At 73.1% G+C, this 15,937-nt stretch carries 13 protein-coding genes; 1 reads left to right on the forward strand and 12 read right to left on the reverse strand.

Annotated elements, in window-relative coordinates; genetic code table 11:
- Positions 1–36: 36 nt before the first annotated feature.
- The 3 genes from eno to HUN58_RS07945 all read right to left on the reverse strand — a co-directional run bounded on the left by eno (position 37) and on the right by HUN58_RS07945 (position 3,704).
- Positions 37–1,320, reverse strand: coding sequence for a phosphopyruvate hydratase (eno, locus tag HUN58_RS07935; protein WP_058728084.1), 1,284 nt, complete (start codon positions 1,318–1,320; stop codon positions 37–39).
- 79 nt (positions 1,321–1,399) lie between these two features.
- Positions 1,400–2,644, reverse strand: a complete 1,245-nt coding sequence (gene hisS / locus HUN58_RS07940; RefSeq protein ID WP_141860492.1) for a histidine--tRNA ligase — start codon at positions 2,642–2,644, stop codon at positions 1,400–1,402.
- 412 nt (positions 2,645–3,056) lie between these two features.
- Positions 3,057–3,704 carry a MazG family protein gene (locus HUN58_RS07945; protein ID WP_167510017.1) on the reverse strand — a complete coding sequence of 216 codons (648 nt, stop codon included), beginning with the start codon at positions 3,702–3,704 and terminating at the stop codon, positions 3,057–3,059.
- Positions 3,705–3,803: 99 nt separating this feature from the next.
- Here HUN58_RS07945 and nhaA point away from each other — a divergent pair, with 99 nt between their 5' ends.
- Positions 3,804–4,982: a Na+/H+ antiporter NhaA gene (gene nhaA, locus HUN58_RS07950; protein ID WP_180225602.1), complete on the forward strand. Its 1,179-nt coding sequence runs from the start codon at positions 3,804–3,806 to the stop codon at positions 4,980–4,982.
- 149 nt (positions 4,983–5,131) lie between these two features.
- Here the strand turns inward: nhaA and mfd are convergent, their stop codons facing one another.
- From mfd to HUN58_RS07995, 9 genes are all read right to left on the reverse strand, one after another.
- Positions 5,132–8,743, reverse strand: a complete 3,612-nt coding sequence (gene mfd / locus HUN58_RS07955) for a transcription-repair coupling factor (RefSeq protein ID WP_180225603.1) — start codon at positions 8,741–8,743, stop codon at positions 5,132–5,134.
- A 99-nt stretch (positions 8,744–8,842) separates the two neighbouring features.
- Positions 8,843–10,207 carry a hypothetical protein gene (locus HUN58_RS07960; RefSeq protein ID WP_180225604.1) on the reverse strand — a complete coding sequence of 455 codons (1,365 nt, stop codon included), beginning with the start codon at positions 10,205–10,207 and terminating at the stop codon, positions 8,843–8,845.
- A gap of 95 nt (positions 10,208–10,302) precedes the next feature.
- On the reverse strand, positions 10,303–10,485 hold the full coding sequence (locus tag HUN58_RS07965) for a hypothetical protein (protein ID WP_114848898.1): 183 nt from the start codon (positions 10,483–10,485) through the stop codon (positions 10,303–10,305).
- Entirely contained in the window at positions 10,482–11,066 is a 585-nt protein-coding gene (pth, locus tag HUN58_RS07970; protein ID WP_058742290.1) for an aminoacyl-tRNA hydrolase, read from the reverse strand. The genes HUN58_RS07965 and pth overlap by 4 nt, the downstream gene beginning before the upstream one ends.
- Positions 11,067–11,097: 31 nt before the next feature.
- A complete protein-coding gene (locus HUN58_RS07975; protein ID WP_114848897.1) occupies positions 11,098–11,739 on the reverse strand; it encodes a 50S ribosomal protein L25/general stress protein Ctc in 642 nt (213 codons plus the stop codon).
- A gap of 355 nt (positions 11,740–12,094) precedes the next feature.
- Entirely contained in the window at positions 12,095–13,051 is a 957-nt protein-coding gene (locus HUN58_RS07980; protein WP_180225605.1) for a hypothetical protein, read from the reverse strand.
- Positions 13,052–13,060: 9 nt separating this feature from the next.
- On the reverse strand, positions 13,061–13,717 hold the full coding sequence (locus HUN58_RS07985) for a response regulator transcription factor (RefSeq protein WP_114848895.1): 657 nt from the start codon (positions 13,715–13,717) through the stop codon (positions 13,061–13,063).
- Positions 13,714–14,916: a sensor histidine kinase gene (locus HUN58_RS07990; RefSeq protein ID WP_180225606.1), complete on the reverse strand. Its 1,203-nt coding sequence runs from the start codon at positions 14,914–14,916 to the stop codon at positions 13,714–13,716. The genes HUN58_RS07985 and HUN58_RS07990 overlap by 4 nt, the downstream gene beginning before the upstream one ends.
- A 96-nt stretch (positions 14,917–15,012) precedes the next feature.
- Positions 15,013–15,933, reverse strand: a complete 921-nt coding sequence (locus HUN58_RS07995) for a hypothetical protein (RefSeq protein ID WP_180225607.1) — start codon at positions 15,931–15,933, stop codon at positions 15,013–15,015.
- Positions 15,934–15,937 lie beyond the last annotated feature (4 nt).

Here is a 15,937-nt window from a genome sequence, read left to right on the forward strand (position 1 = left end):
TCCCGGAGGAGGACGGCGTCTCGGTGGTGTCGTGGGTTACAGCGCGGCTGCACGCGGGAACGCCGTGCGGCCGGCGTAGACCGCGGCGTCGCCGAGCTCCTCTTCGATGCGGAGGAGCTGGTTGTACTTCGCGACACGGTCCGAACGGGCCGGGGCACCGGTCTTGATCTGCCCACCGTCGACGGCGACCGCGATGTCCGCGATCGTGGTGTCCTCGGTCTCGCCCGAGCGGTGCGACAGGATCGCGGTCATGCCGTGGCGGTGCGCCAGGGAGACGGCGTCGAGGGTCTCGGTCAGCGTGCCGATCTGGTTCACCTTGACCAGGATCGAGTTGCCGGCCTGCTCGTCGATGCCGCGCTGGAGGCGCTTCGGGTTCGTGACGTACAGGTCGTCGCCGACGAGCTGGAGCTTCGAGCCGAGCTCGGCCGTGAGGTGCTTCCAGCCCTCCCAGTCGTCCTCGGCCAGGGCGTCCTCGATGGTGACGAGCGGGTAGTTCGCGACGAGGTCCGAGAAGTACCCGGTGAACTCCTCGCTCGAGAGCTGCTTGCCCTCGAACGCGTACTTGCCGTCGTGGAAGAACTCGGTCGCGGCGACGTCGAGGCCGAGCGCGATGTCCTTGCCCGGGGTGAAGCCCGCCTTCTCGATCGCGGCGAGCAGGAAGTCGAGCGCGGCGCGGTTCGAGGCGAGCTCGGGGGCGAAGCCGCCCTCGTCGCCCAGGCCGGTCGCGAGGCCCTGCTTCTTCAGCTCGCCCTTGAGGGCGTGGTACGTCTCGACGCCCCAGCGGAGCGCCTCGGAGAAGCTCTCGGCGCCGTAGGGCACGAGGAAGAACTCCTGGATGTCGACGTTGGTGTCCGCGTGGGCACCACCGTTGACGACGTTCATCAGCGGGACCGGCAGCGTGTGCGCGTTCGGGCCGCCGAGGTAGCGGAACAGCGGCAGGTCGGCCGAGTCGGCGGCGGCGCGGGCGACGGCGAGCGAGGCACCGAGGATCGCGTTCGCACCGAGGCGCGACTTGTTCTCGGTCCCGTCGAGCTCGATGAGCGCGGCGTCGACGAGGCGCTGGTCGGTGGCGTCGAAGCCCTCGAGCGCCGGGCCGATCTCGTCGAGGACGGCGTCGACGGCCTTCAGGACGCCCTTGCCGCCGTAGCGGTTCGCGTCGCCGTCACGGAGCTCGTACGCCTCAAACGCGCCGGTGGATGCACCGGACGGGACGAGCGCGCGCGAGACCACGCCGTCGTCGAGGAGGACCTCGACCTCGACCGTCGGGTTGCCTCGGGAATCGAGGACTTCGCGTGCTCCTACGGCATCGATCTGGGCCACGGGGTACTCCCTACGAGTTCGGTGGTGGTGTTTGCGGGTCCGATCCTACCGACGCGCGGCGGAGCGGAGGTGTCGTGCGTCAGGCCAGTGGACGGAACTCGACGCCGTCGAGCGTCTCGGTGTCGGCGCGCACCGTGGCGAAGGCGTCGAAGCCCTGGGCGGCGAGTCCGGCCAGCAGGTTCTTGGTGTTCTTCGTCCGGCGCTCCAGGCGGACCCGACGGTGCGACCCGAGCGCCTCGGCCTTGAGCGCGGCGAGCCGGACCGGGTCGACGTCCTTGTCGTGCACGAGCACGACGGCGTCGGACTCGGCGGACTCCGGGAGCGTCACGAGGTCGACGAGCCGCTCGAAGCCGAGCGAGAAGCCCACCGCCGGGACGTCCTGGCCGAGGAACCGGCCGATCATGCCGTCGTACCGGCCGCCGCCGCCGAGGCTGTAGCCGAAGTCCGGGTGCGCGACCTCGAAGATCGTCCCCGTGTAGTACCCCATGCCGCGCACGAGCGTCGGGTCGAAGCGCAGGTCGACCCCCGGCAGGGCCTCCCGCAGGCGGAGGAGGTCGGCGAACGCGTCCGGCTCCAGCCAGGCAGCACCCCGGACCGCGTCCCAGTCGGCGGACTCGAGCGCACGGATCGTGTCCTCGAGCCCGGGCAGCTCGGCCCCGACGACCTCGCGCAGTTCGGCTGCGACGCCGTCGGCTCCGATCTTGTCGAGCTTGTCGATCGTGATGAGGGCCCGGTCCGCCGTCGCCGGCTCGGTGATGCCCCACGAGGCGAGGAGCCCGAGCAGGATCCGACGGTCGTTGATCCGGATCGTCGTGCCCGCGATCCCGAGGGCGTCGAGCGCCGCCGTGGTCGCACGGATCAGTTCGATCTCGGCGAGCTGCCCGGGCTCGCCGAGCACGTCGATGTCGCACTGCACGAACTGGCGGTAGCGGCCTTTCTGGGGGCGCTCGGCACGCCAGACGGGCGCGATCTGCACCGAGCGGAAGACCGTGGGCAGCTCCGAACGGTGGGAGGCGTAGAAGCGGGCGAGCGGGACCGTGAGGTCGAACCGCAGCCCGAGGTCGGCGAGGTCGAGCGGCGCCTCAGCCTGCTGCAGGTCCTCGGTGGACAGTCCGCGCTTCATGACCGCGAACGCGAGCTTCTCGTTGTCGCCGCCGAGACCGGAGTGCAGGCGTGCGGCGTCCTCGACCACGGGCGTCTCGATCTCGTCGAACCCGTGTCGCGCGTACACGCCCCGGATCACGCCGAGGACGTGCTCCCGACGGGCCTTCTCCGCGGGGAGGAAGTCACGCATGCCACGGGGAGCCGTCACGGTCGTCGCCATGCCCGCAATCCTGCCAGAGTCCGACGCCGCGCTTGCACGAGTGCCGACCCACTGATACTCTGCATGCAGAACCTCGGTCCGGTGGTCTCCTGATCCGATCACCGGGCCGTTCGCGGGGCCGATGTGCTGCAACAGGCCCCGCGGTTCGAGCGGGTGTCCCTGTCGGCGCGTTCCCTGGCGCGCCGTGGCCCGCTCGCGGGCGTCCTCCTTTTTCGGGTTGGGAGGACGCCCGCTTCTCCGTTCCCGGACGCGTCGTTCCCGGACGCGTCGTTCCCGGACGCGTCGTTCCCGAGCACGTCGTTCCCGGACGCGTCGTTCCCGAGCACGTCGTTCCCGGGCCCGTCGTTCCCGGACGCGTCAGTCGCCGGCGCGACGCCCGGTCGCGAGCATCGCCCTGGCCTGCACACGCCCGTCACTCCCCCTCGCGCCCGACCTCCTCGAGCCGCGCCACCGCAGCACGGAGTCCCGCCACCGGGTCCACCCCTGCAGCCCGTGCCGCCGCGACCTGCGCGAGCATCTCGATCCCCCACCGCTCGTCCGGGCCGGGGTGAGCAGCAGAACCGCCGGCTCCGACCCGCTCGACCACCGCCCCCGCGTCCCCCCGCTCGTCCAACCGCTCGAGCAGCTTCACGGCCCGCTCGAGCGGCGGCATCGCACGCGGCACCCCGTCGAACGCGCTCCGTCGCCCGGCCTTCTCCGCCGCCTTCGCCGCTCGCCAGACGCGGACGACCTCGTCCTCGGTGTCGGCGCGCTCGTCCCCGAACACGTGCGGGTGCCGGCGGACCATCTTGTCCCGGACCCCGGCGGCCACCTCCTCGAGGTCGAAGCCCCCGGCGGCCGCCGACAGCCCCGCGTGCAACACCACCTGGTACAGCACGTCGCCGAGCTCCTCCCGGAGTTCATCGCGGTCGTCGGCGTCGATCGCGTCGACCAGCTCGTACGACTCCTCGACGACGTACCGCGCGAGCGAGGCGTGGGTCTGCGCCCGGTTCCAGACGCACCCACCCTCTGGCGCGAGCAGTCGGTCGACGACGGTGACGAGGTCCTCCACGGCGGTCATGGCGCCATGCTCGCACGCAGGCCGGTCCGGTAGCCTGGCCATGGTGTGTCGGGAAGTCTGGTCGACGGTCGTCGACCCGTACCCCGAACCCGGAGATCCATGCTGGCACTCGTCCGCTCCCCCCGCTTCAGCGCGATCGCGCTCCTGACCGCCGCCGTCCTCGGCCTCGTCGTCGCGAACACCGCGCTCGGTCCAGGCCTCGAACGACTGCTCGACGCCCACTCGCCGTGGGGTGTGGTCGGTCTCGACCTGTCGGTGTCGCACTGGATCAGCGATGGCCTGCTCGCCGTGTTCTTCCTGCTCGTCGCGATCGAGCTGAAGCACGAACTGCTCGAGGGTGAGCTCTCGAACCCGAGGACGGCGGTGATCCCGGCGATCGCAGCGGTCGGCGGCGTGGTCGTCCCGGCCCTGGTGTACCTCGCCGTGACCACGGGCACGTCGTACCAGCACGGCTGGCCGATCCCCACCGCGACGGACATCGCGTTCGCCCTCGGTGTCCTCGCGATGTTCGGCCGCGGGCTCCCCTCGACCGTCCGGGTGTTCCTGCTCGCGCTGGCGGTGCTCGACGACCTCATCGCGATCGTCATCATCGCCGTGGTGTTCGCACACGGCACTGACTTCGCCGCCCTCGGGGGCGCGGTCGTCGCACTCCTCGTGTTCGCCCTGCTCGGGCGGCTGCTCCGCCCGGGACGCACCGGTCAGTCGTGGATCATCGTCGCGATGGTCGCGGTCGGCGTCGTCACGTGGTGGCTCGTGTACCACTCCGGCGTGCACGCGACGATCGCCGGCGTCGCCCTCGGCCTGGTGCTCCCGCGTCGGCCCGGCCACGTGCTGCACGAGCGCGTGGAGCCGTGGTCGAACGCGGTCGTGCTGCCGCTCTTCGCGTTCGCCTCGGCTGCGGTCGTGGTGCCGAGCGTCGGCCTCGGCGAGCTCTCCCCCACGTTCTGGGCGGTCGTCCTGGCCCTGCCGGTGGGCAAGCTGATCGGCATCACCGTCTTCGGCGCCACCGCGACGCGGGTCTTCCGCGCGCCCGGCCGCTCGACGCTGTCGTTCGGCTCGATCGTCACCGTCGGGGTGCTCGGGGGCATCGGCTTCACGGTCTCGCTGCTCATGAACGAACTGGCCTTCGCGCGGAGCGAGGAGGTCCTGGACGAGGGCGTGCTCGCCGTCCTCGTCGGCTCGGGCATCGCGATGGTCGCCTCCGCGGTCGTCGTCAGCCTGCGTGCGCGGCGGTACCGCGCTCGGCGCGAACTGTTCGAGGCGGAGGCGACCGAGTAGCGGTCACGACCCACGGGTGGTGACCCACTGACGGACGGGCGCGCCCCGCTCAGCGGCAACGCGAAGCGTTGCGCGGGGCGCGCCGACCGAGCCTGCGAGGAAGGGGTGCCAGCTGGCACCGTGCCTCCCGGTCGTCCAGAGGTCGCCGCTCAGGCGGCCGGTGCCTCGGCCGGCGTCTTCGACGCCCCGTAGACGGCGGTGAGGATGCTCTCCACCCACTGGATGAGGCCGTCGTCGGGCAGGGACTCGCCGTGCGGCTTGGGGAGCGGGATGCTCGACGCGTTCTGCTGCGGGAACCAGCGCGCACCCGGGAACATCCGCTTGAGCCGGACCTGTGCCGAGTCAGCGAGCTCCTTGCCGGCGACCCGGAGGTTCGAGCCCATCACGACGACGTCGGACAGCCCGACCTGCTGCGCCATGCGGCGGAGCCGGGAGACCTCGACCAGCGTGAGCACGGCCTGCGGCGGCTGACCGTAGCGGTCGGTGAGCTCGTCGAGCACCATGTCGATCGCCTCGGGCTGCGCCGTCGGGGCCGAGGCCGCTGAGAGCTTCTGGTACGCCTCGAGCCGGAGCCGCTCGGACTCGACGTAGTCCTCGGGGATGTGCGCGTCGACCGGGATCTCGAGCCGGAGCTCTGTCTGCCCCTCGGCGACGTCCCCGCGGAACTGCGACACCGCCTCGCCGATCATCCGCAGGTAGAGGTCGAACCCGACGCCCGCGATGTGGCCGGACTGCTCGCCACCGAGCAGGTTGCCCGCACCGCGGATCTCGAGGTCCTTCATGGCGACCTGCATGCCCGCGCCGAGCTCGTTGTTCGCGGCGATGGTCTCGAGGCGGTCCTGCGCGGTCTCGGACAGCGGCTTGTCGGCGTCGTAGAGGAAGTACGCGTAGCCGCGCTCCCGCCCACGACCGACGCGACCGCGCAGCTGGTGCAGCTGGGACAGGCCGTACTTGTCCGCCTTGTCGATGATGAGCGTGTTCGCGTTCGCGATGTCCAGGCCGGTCTCGACGATCGTGGTCGACACGAGGACGTCGAACTTCCGCTCCCAGAAGTCGACCATGACCTGCTCGAGGGCGCCCTCGGACATCTGCCCGTGGGCGACCTGGATGCGGGCGTCGGGGACGATCTCGGCAAGGTGCGACGCCACGGACTGGATGTCCTTGACGCGGTTGTGCACGTAGAACACCTGGCCCTCGCGCAGCAGTTCGCGCCGGATCGCCGCGGCGACCTGCAGGTCGGACTGGGGTCCGACGAAGGTCAGGATCGGGTGGCGGTCCTCCGGCGGGGTGGCGAGCGTGGACATCTCGCGGATGCCCGTGACCGCCATCTCGAGCGAGCGCGGGATCGGCGTCGCGGACATCGCCAGGACGTCGACGTTGGTCTTGAGCTTCTTGAGCTGGTCCTTGTGCTCGACGCCGAACCGCTGCTCCTCGTCGATGATGACGAGGCCGACGTCCTTGAACTGAATGCTCTGCGACAGGATCCGGTGCGTGCCGATGACGATGTCGACGGTGCCGTCGGCGAGACCCGCGATGGTCTCCTTCGACTCCTTCTCGGACTGGAAGCGGCTCAGTGCGCGGAGGTGCACCGGGAACCCGGCGAAGCGCTCCTGGAACGTCTCCATGTGCTGGCGGACGAGCAGGGTCGTCGGGACGAGCACGGCGACCTGCTTGCCGTCCTGCACGGCCTTGAACGCGGCGCGGATCGCGACCTCGGTCTTGCCGTAGCCGACGTCGCCGGACAGCAGGCGGTCCATCGGGATCGGGCGCTCCATGTCGCGCTTGATCTCGTCGATGGTCGTCAGCTGGTCGGCGGTCTCGGCGAACGGGAACGCCTCTTCCAGCTCGCGCTGCCACGGGGTGTCGGGGCCGAACGCGTGCCCCTTCGACGCCATGCGCGCGGAGTACAGCTTGACCAGGTCGACCGCGATGTCGCGGACGGCCTTGCGCGCCTTCGACTTCGCGGCCGCCCAGTCCGAGCCGCCCATCTTCGACAGCGTCGGGCTCTCGCCGCCGACGTACCGCGAGAGCTGGTCGAGCTGGTCGGTGGGGACGAACAGCTTGTCGCCCGGGTAGCCGCGCTTCGACGGCGCGTACTCGAGCACGAGGTACTCGCGCTGCGTCTTCACGGCGTTCCGGCCGCCGCTCGAGACCTCGCGACTGACGAGTTCCACGAACTTGCCGATGCCGTGCGTGGCGTGCACGACGACGTCGCCGGCCTTGAGCTGCAGCGGGTCGACGACGTTCTTGCGGCGGGCCGCGAGCTTCTTGACGGTGCGGGCGCCCTGCTGGACGCTGCGGCCGTAGAACTCGGCTTCGCTGAGGAGCGCGATCCGGGGGTCCGGCGTGGCGAAGCCGGCCTCGACCGAGGCGGTCGTGACGACGGCGACGCCCGGCTCCGGCGGGGCGGTGAGCTCGCCGGCACGGGCGGCGACCCCGGCGTCCGCCAGGACCTGCACCGCGCGCTCGACGAGCCCCTTGCCCTGCGCCGTGACGACGACCGCCCAGCCGTCGTCGACCAGGTGTTTGACGTGCTCGACGGCACCGTCCGCGCTCCCAGCGAAGCTCGGGATGGCCTCGGCGCGCACGCGGATGTACTCCCCCGCCTCGGCCGCGGCCTCGGCGTCGGTGAGCACGCGGTCGCGGTCGCCCTCGTCGAGCCCGGAGTCGAAGGGCGTGACCGTCCACCAGGTGCGCTCCCCGCGGCCGTTCTTGAGCTGCTGCACGGTGAGGAAGTTGCCCGCGTCGAGGTCGATCGGCGCCTGTGCCCCGGCGACCGCGGCGCTCCACGCGGCCTGCAGGAACTCGGTGTTCGTCTCGGCCAGGCTGTGCGCGCGCCCGGCGACCCGCTCCGGGGAGAGCACGGCCACGGTCGCGGCGTCCGGCAGGTAGCTCGTGACGGGGACGAGGTCCTGCACGAGCGCCGGTGCGAGCGACTCCATGCCCTCGACCGGGATGCCCTCCGCGATCTTCGCGAGCATCTGGGACAGGTTCGGGAACTCGTGCAGCATCTCGCGCGCCCGCTGCCGCACGTCGTCGCTCAGCAGGAGCTCACGGGATGCGGTGAGGTCGACGTCACCCAGGTCGTCGTCGGTCGTGCGCTGGTCGGCCACGGAGAAGGCCTTGATCGCCTCGATCTCGTCGCCGAAGAAGTCGACGCGCACCGGGTGGTCGGCCCCCGGGGGGAAGACGTCGAGGATGCCACCGCGCACGGCGAACTCACCCCGACGGGTCACGAGGTCGACGCGGGCGTAGGCCAGGTCGACGAGCTGCGACGCGATCTGCCCGAGGTCGTTGCCGCGGGAACCGCTGCGGAGCGCGACGGGTGCGAGCGACGTGAGGTTGCCGGCGATGGGCTGCAGCGCCGCGCGGACGCTCGCGACGACCACGGTCGTGCGGCGCTCGGCCGGCGCGGCGTCCTGCCACGCGGCGAGCTTCCGGAGGGTGGCGATGCGCGTGCCGACGGTCTGCGCGCTCGGGCTGAGCCGCTCGTGCGGCAGGGTCTCCCACGCCGGGAACTCGAGGACCTCGGCGTCGGGCACGGTGCACGTGAAGGCACCGCGGACCGCCTCGGCCTCGCGCCCGGTCGCCGTGATCACGAAGAGGCACTGGGGGCCGTCGCGCTCGGCCAGGAGCGCCGCGAGCAGCGGCACGCGGAGGCCGTCGACGACGGAGAAGTCGGCGTCACGCCCGGCGGCGCGGAGGACGCGATCGAACGCGGAGGCGCGCGAGAGCGCAGGGATGATGCCCGAGATCGTCACTCAGACGATGGTAGCGGCGCCCTCCGACAGGCGTCGGGGCGTGCGCGATCGGCGAACACGGAGCGCGTCCGACCCACGTCGCGATGGGCCGGCCGCGCCTCATGCCCGGCGGCGGCGGATCACGACGCCGGCCGCCCCGAGCAGCAGCAGGAGCCCGGAGACCACGAGAACGGGGACCACCGGTGCACTGCCGGTCCAGGCCAGGGCACGCGCGTGGTCCGGCCCGTCGGTGGGTGCCGGCCGCGACGGGCCGGAGCCGGGAGGCACGGGACCGGCCCGTCCCGCGTCACCCGTCGTCGACGCGGTCGGCTCCGCGGCGACGGACCCGGAGGGGAACGCCGAGGGGACGCTGGAGGGACGGCTCGTCGCACCGACGGGCGGCGCGGTCGTCGGGTCACCGTCCGGCACGGTGGTGGTCGGGGTGCCGGTGGGTGAGGACGTCGGGACCGCGGTCGGCGCGGGGGCCACCCGTCCCGAGGACGCCGCCGTCACGATCCGCTGCCGGTTGTAGTCGGCGACGACGAGCGAGCGGTCCGCTCCGACGGCGACGCCGGTCGGGTCGACGAGCGGCGACCCGTCCGGCGCGGTAGAGACGGCGACCCGCCACGAGCCCTGCACCCTCGCCCACACACTGCCCTCGCCGTTGTCCACGACGAACACGTCGCCGTGGTCGACGGCGACGCCGCGCAGGGTGCTGCCCGGCTCGCCCGGGAACCCGAGCGCCACCGCGGACCCGGTCTCGCGGTCGACCTGCCAGACGTCGTCGACACCGGCGTCCGCCACCGTGAGCACCGTGCCGTCGTCCGAGAGGGCGACGCCGGACGGGTCCCGCCACGGGCCGTCCACCGTCGTCCACGTGTCCGAGCCGAGCGGCGCCGTCCACAGGGCACCGCTGCCGGGCACCGCGGCGAACACGGTCGCACCGTCGACGGCGAGGCCGCTGACCTGCCCTCGGACCGGCGGGGCATCCTGTCGTGTGACGGCCCCTGTTCCCGGGTCCACCGTCGCCAGGGCGGGTCGACCGGCCTCCGCGACCAGCACCCGGCCGTCCGCGGTCGTCGCCAGGGCGGACGGGTTCCACATGTCTCGCGGCCCGGTGCCGAAGGGGGCGACGACGCTCCACACACCGTCGGCCGATCGACGGAGGACGCCGTTCCCGGCGAAGTCCGCGACCAGGACGGAGCCGTCGGCGTCGACGTGGACGTCGTTCGGCGCGGCGAAGGTCGACGCGACGGGCGGTGCGGAGGAGTCCGCACGGAGCGGCGTCCAGCGCTCGACGACGGTCGCGCCCGGGTCCGCCAGCGCGACGCCGGCCCCGGCGAGGACCACGGCGACCGCCGCGGCACCGGCTGCGAGGAGGATGCCCGGACCGCGACGGGCGGAACCGCGACGGGCGGGATGGCCTCCGCTGGTGCTGGGTCGTACGGTCGCGTCGCCCTCGGGCTCGCGGACGGTGCGGTGCATGGTGGCCCCCTCGTGGAGGACCTTCCCCCGGCGCCGACCGTACTGATCGGCGGGGGACGGCGTGGTCCCCCAGTTCGGGGACCGAGGCGCAGCGGTCAGTCCTTGCCGGGTTCGAGGTCCGCGGGCTGTTCCGGGAGCCGCGTGTGGTCGTCCGGGGGCTGCACCGCGCCTCGCGTGAGGACTCGGGCCGTGAGCACGAAGGTCAGGCCGACCACGGCGACGACCACGATCGTGATCGTCTGCACGAGCCCGTTCGCCGCCAGCAGGACCGGGGTCACGAAGGAGCGTGGACGCGCTGCTGCGCGGCGAGGAGCCCGAGCTCAGCGATCGCCTCGACCGCGTCGGCGCCGTCGGCGAGCAGGTTCGGCAGCGTCTTCTTCTCGGTCGGCGAGAAGTCGCGGAGCACGTAGTCGGCGGGGTCCTGGCGTCCCGGGGGCCGGCCGATGCCGATCCGCACCCGGGTGAACTCGTTCGTGCCGGTCGCCTTGATGATGTCGCGGAGGCCGTTGTGCCCGCCGTGCCCGCCGCTGCCCTTGAGCCTGACGGTGTCGAACGGCAGGTCGAGCTCGTCGTGCACGACGACGAGGTCGGCCGGGGTGGCGCTGTAGAACCCGAGCACGCTCGAGACCGGACCACCGGAGGTGTTCATGAACGACCCGGGCTTCGCGAGGACGAGCTTCGGGCCGCCCGGCACCAGGCGCCCCTCGGCGACCTGGTTCGGGGTCTTGTGCTTCTTGAACGTCGCACCCATGCGGGCGGCGAGTTCATCGAGGACCATCTGGCCGACGTTGTGCCGGTTCCCCGCGTAGCCGGGCCCGGGGTTCCCGAGCCCGACCACGACGAGGGTCGTTCCTGTCATCAGCGTCGGCCAGACGTCCTGCGAGGAGTGACTACTCGGAGTCGGCGTCGGTCGACTCGGCGGCCTCGCCCTCGGCACCGGCCTCGGCACCCGCCTCGGCGGACTCCTCGTCGGCGGCGATGTCGTCGGCGGTCGCACGCGGGGTGACGATCTGGACGACGAGCGCCTCGGCGTCGGTCTCGAGCTCGGCACCGGCCGGCAGCTCGAGCTGCGAGGCGAGGACCTGCGTGCCGTCCTCGAGGCCCTCGACGTCGACCGTCACGTGCTCGGGGATCGCGGTCGCCTCGACGAGGAGGGAGACCGAGGAGAGGTCCTGCACGTGGATGGTGCCGGAGAAGGACTCACCGGTGACGACGACGGGCACGTCGACCGTGACCTTCTCGCCACGGCGCACGACGACGAGGTCGATGTGCTCGATGATCTGGCGCACCGGGTCACGCTGGACGTCCTTGACGAGGGCGAGCTGGGCCGCACCCTCGATGTCGAGGTCGACGACCGCGTTGGCGGTACGGACGAGCAGCATCGTCTCGTGGCCCGGGAGGGTGATGTGCTGCGGCTCGGTGCCGTGGCCGTAGACGACCGCGGGGATCTTGTCGGCAGCGCGGAGCTTGCGCGCAGCGCCCTTGCCGAACTTGGTGCGGTTCTCCGCTGCGAGCTTGGTGTAGTCGGCCATGGTGCCTCCTGGTGTCGGGGTCGACGCCGGGGTGCCGGCATCGGGGGGTCTGTGGTGTTGCAACTCGAACGCGTGCACGCGTGAGGAACGCTCCCAGGACTGGGCCGGGTCTCCCTACCGCGTCGATCACGGCCGCGCGTACGCGGCCCTCGCCGAAGTCGGTTTGCGAGTCTAGCAGGAGCAGCCGGGCGTGTCGCACCAGGACCGGGCTGCGGTCCGCGGGTGCCCACGACCGGACGGGAGGATCGTGGCGGCGCCGCCACGATCCTCCCGTCCGGTGCTCCCCACCCGGCGGACGCGGGCCGGTCCCCCCAGGACCACCTGCCCACGTCCGCCGGTCCGTCGGCGCGACGCGTCAGTCGACGCCCTCGGGTGCCGGCGGCGCGAGCCGCTCGATCGTCGCGGCGACGCGGTCCGCGAGCGCGGCCTGGTCGCCGTCCGCCGACCGGAGCACGGCGGCGTCGGTCGCCGTCACGTGCAGGAGGCGGTTCCACTGCGCGTCGTACAGCGCGGCGCGGTACCCGGACGAGGTCTGGCAGGCCACGTCGTGCTCGGCGAGGGCGATCTCGTCGTCGCCCGCGACCGTCCGCGCCTCGAGTGCGAAGGCCTGCCGCATCGCCGTCGTCGGCATGCCGTGCGGGTCGTCGGGGAGCTCATGCGTCGCCGTCCGCGCGAGGCACTGCCGCCAGCGCGTCGCCGCGGCGCGGACCTCGGGCGTGCGGCGGGCGTCCTCGGCCGCGAGGTACGTCAGGCGCTTCGCGGTCTGCGAGGCGCTCTGTGCCGCACCGTTGCCCGTGCCGAGCGTCCGGCGAGATGCTCGGTAGCAGCGGTCGACCTCCGCCCCGGCAGCCGCGGTGTACGCGGCATTGCGCTCAGGGTCCTGCCCCCACGCCAGGATGCCAGAGGCGTTCGCACCGTCCGTCGACGGCGCGTGGTAGCCGCGGCGAGCGGCATCATCAGCGCTCAGTGGTCGTGACCAGGCGAGCGCCGGCGACGGGTTGCCACGCTCGGGCGTCTCGTCGACGACGGACTGGGCTCGCAGACCGTCGAGCGTCGCCCAGGGCATCGGGGAGTCGATGCCCTGGTCGACCAGGCACGGCTGCACGAGCAGGTTGACGGCGTACGTCTCCTCGGAGGACCCGGGTTGGACGTAGCCGTCGAGCGGCATCGACCAGGTCTCCAGGTCCCGCTCGGCGGTGGGTCGGATCGCCTGGTCGGCCGGCTCGGGCAGCTGGTGCAGGACGGCCGCGCCGAGCCCGGCGACGACGAGGAGCAGGGTGCCGGTCTTCGCGGCACGCTGGGTCGGACGCATGGTTTCCCCCTAGGCGCGGACGAGGCCGCGTTCGTGTGCGGTGATGACGACCTGGATCCGGTTCCGGAGCCCGAGCTTCGTCAGCACCGCGCGGACGTGCGTCTTGACCGTGGCCTCGCTGAGGAACACGGCGGACGCGATCTCCTGGTTGCTCAGGCCCTTGGCGACGAGCAGGAACACCTCGCGCTCGCGGGCGCTCAGGGCGTCGAGCACTGCGTCCGGACGGGGTGTCTCGACGAGGGTCCCGTCGGTGCGGAGCAGGTCGAGAGCCTCGGCCTCGGTCGGCGCCGGGCGCCCCTCGTGCACGTCTCGGATCGTCGCGAGCACGACCTCCGGCAGCGCGTCCTTCGTCAGGAACGCGGCGGCTCCGGCGCGCAGCGCTGCGAGCACCGCTTCGTCACGCCGGATCGTCGTGAGGGCGACCACCCGCGGGCGTTCCCCACCGCGCTCGGCGAGCCGGGCCGTGGTCTCGATGCCGTTCAGCACCGGCATCCGGAGGTCCAGGAGGAGCACGTCGGGGTCCTCGGCGGCACAGAGGTCGAGGGCCGCCTGGCCGTCGCCCGCGGTGCCGACGCAGGACATGTCGTCCTGCGCGTCGACGAGCATCCGCATGCCGGACGCGAACAGGCGCTGGTCGTCGACGACCGCGACGCGGATCGCGCTCACCGGCCGGCCTCGGTCGGGAGCCAGCCCGTCACGACGAACTCGTCGGGGTCGTCGCCGTCCCCCGCGCGGAGCCAGCCGCCGGCGAGCCGGGCGCGCTCACGCATGCCGTCGACCCCGGATCCCGGGCCGTCGAGGGCGACGAGCGGCGCGTCCCCGCGTGAGGTCACGACGACGCCGAGTCCCGGCCCGCGCCAGTCCAGGACGACCCGCGCCTCGGCCGTGCGCCCCTGGTGCTTGAGGACGTTCGTCAGGCTCTCCTGCACGATCCGGTGCACGGCACCGTCCGTCGCGGTCCCGAGCCGGACGGGGTCCCCGTGCTGTTCGAGCGTTGCCCGCATGCCGAGTTCGCGCATGTCCTCGACGAGGTCCGGCACGTCGGCGAGCCCGTGCGCCGCGGCCGGACCGGTGCCCTGGATCCGCTCGACGAGCGACCGGACGTCCCCGAGCGCGCTGCGGCTGACGTCGGCGATGTCGCGCAGTGCCGTCGCCGTCGGGCCGTCCGACCCCGCGACCGCCGCGGCGCCCTGGGCCTGCGAGACCACGACCGCGAGCGAGTGCGCCAGGGAGTCGTGGACGTCGCGGGCGATCCGGGCGCGGTCCTGCTCGGCGCGCAGTTCAGCGGTCGTCACCGCGGTCTCGCGCTCCGCGACGGCGGCCCTGGTGCGGGCGAGCCCGATCCGCCACGCGGCACCGATCGCGACGCCCACCGCCCAGGCGATGCCGCTCGCACCCGCGATGGCGAGGGAGAGCAGGACGAGGCTGCCGCGCGTCCCCTCGCCCGAGGCGGTCCAGTTCGACCAGACGTCCGGGTCGGCCACGGTCGGCACGGCCATCGCCCAGGCCGCCGCGACGCTCGCGACACCGAGGACCGGGACCGCGAGCCACCGCAGCAGCCCGGACCGGCCGGCACCGACGACCCCGACGACGATCGCGATCGCCAGGTACTCCGGCCACGTCGTGTCCCGCGGGCGGGCGAGCAGGTGGAGCGCCTGCAGCAGCGGGACGACCACCACGAGGCCGAGGGCCGTCGCGGGCATCCAGGACGCCAGGGCGATCGCGACGGCGAACGCACTGACGACGAGCACGTGGCCGGTCAGGTCGGCGCGTCCGGCCTCGGCGACGATCCAGAGCACGAGGTACACGGCGCCCGCGGCGGGTGCCAGGAGGTGCCGTGCCCGGCGGCGGAGGAAGGAGGTCATGTCGGCGAGCGTAGGGCGGGCTCCGGCGCGGGAGCGAGCGGGAGCGGTGGCTTTCATCCGAGGGGATGAGTGGTCGATCCCGGCCGTCGTCGGGGTTCAGTGCCCGACGTCGCGGCGGTGGCGCTGTGCGGCGCGCAGGAGCTCACGTGCGCGGTCGCTCGCCGCCTCGGCGTCGTCGCGGGCACGGGTGGCGCGCTCGACCTCGGCCGTGGCGTCGGCGAGCTGCCGCTCGAGGTCGGCGCGGTGGTCCTCCGCGCGCTCCAGGTCCGTCTCGGCGGCGTCGAGCGCGGCGTCCGCGTCGCGGGGCTCCGTGCGGGCGAGGGGCTCCGCCTCGCGGGCCGCCCGGCGTTCCGCCGCCGGGTCGACGCGTGGTTCGGGCTCCGGCTCGGACTTCGGCTTCAACTCGGTCTTCGGCTGCGACGGCTTCGCCGGCCTGGAGGCGCGGCTCGGCTTCCGCGCGCTCCTCGCGCTCGCGATCGGGACCGGTTCCGCACCGCTGCCGGACCAGGCCTCCGGGACCGCGTCGGGGTCGGCGAGCGCGCCGTCCAGGTCGACGGCGTCGAACCCGGCGCTCTCGAGGGGACGGACGAGCAACCCCGACCGGACCGCGGCGCCCGCGTGCGGATCGGCCATCGCGGCCTCGACGGTTGCCCGGACCTGCTCGAGGACCGCCGGGGTCACCGGGTGCCCGGCGTCGGCGGCCCGGTCGGCTCCGGTCTCGGCGAGTGCGGCGACGACCGCGGACCGCTGGCGTCGGAGCTGTCGGATCGCGTCCGGGTCGGCGTCCGCCTGGGCCTGCCGGATCGTCGGTCCGAGGGCGACCGCCTCGTCGAGGGCGCCCTCGTGCGCGAGCAGGTCGACCACCCAGGCGGCCGGGGCGGGCTTCCGGAGCCCGCCGATCCGGGTCGCGAGCGCACGGTCGTCCCCGCGGACCGCACGCTGCCGGGCGGTGCGCTCCCGCACGAAGTCCGCGGGCGCGACGAGGAGCAGTTCCCTCGCCACGTCCGCGAACTCCACGCCC

The organism is Curtobacterium sp. Csp1 (assembly GCF_013347185.1).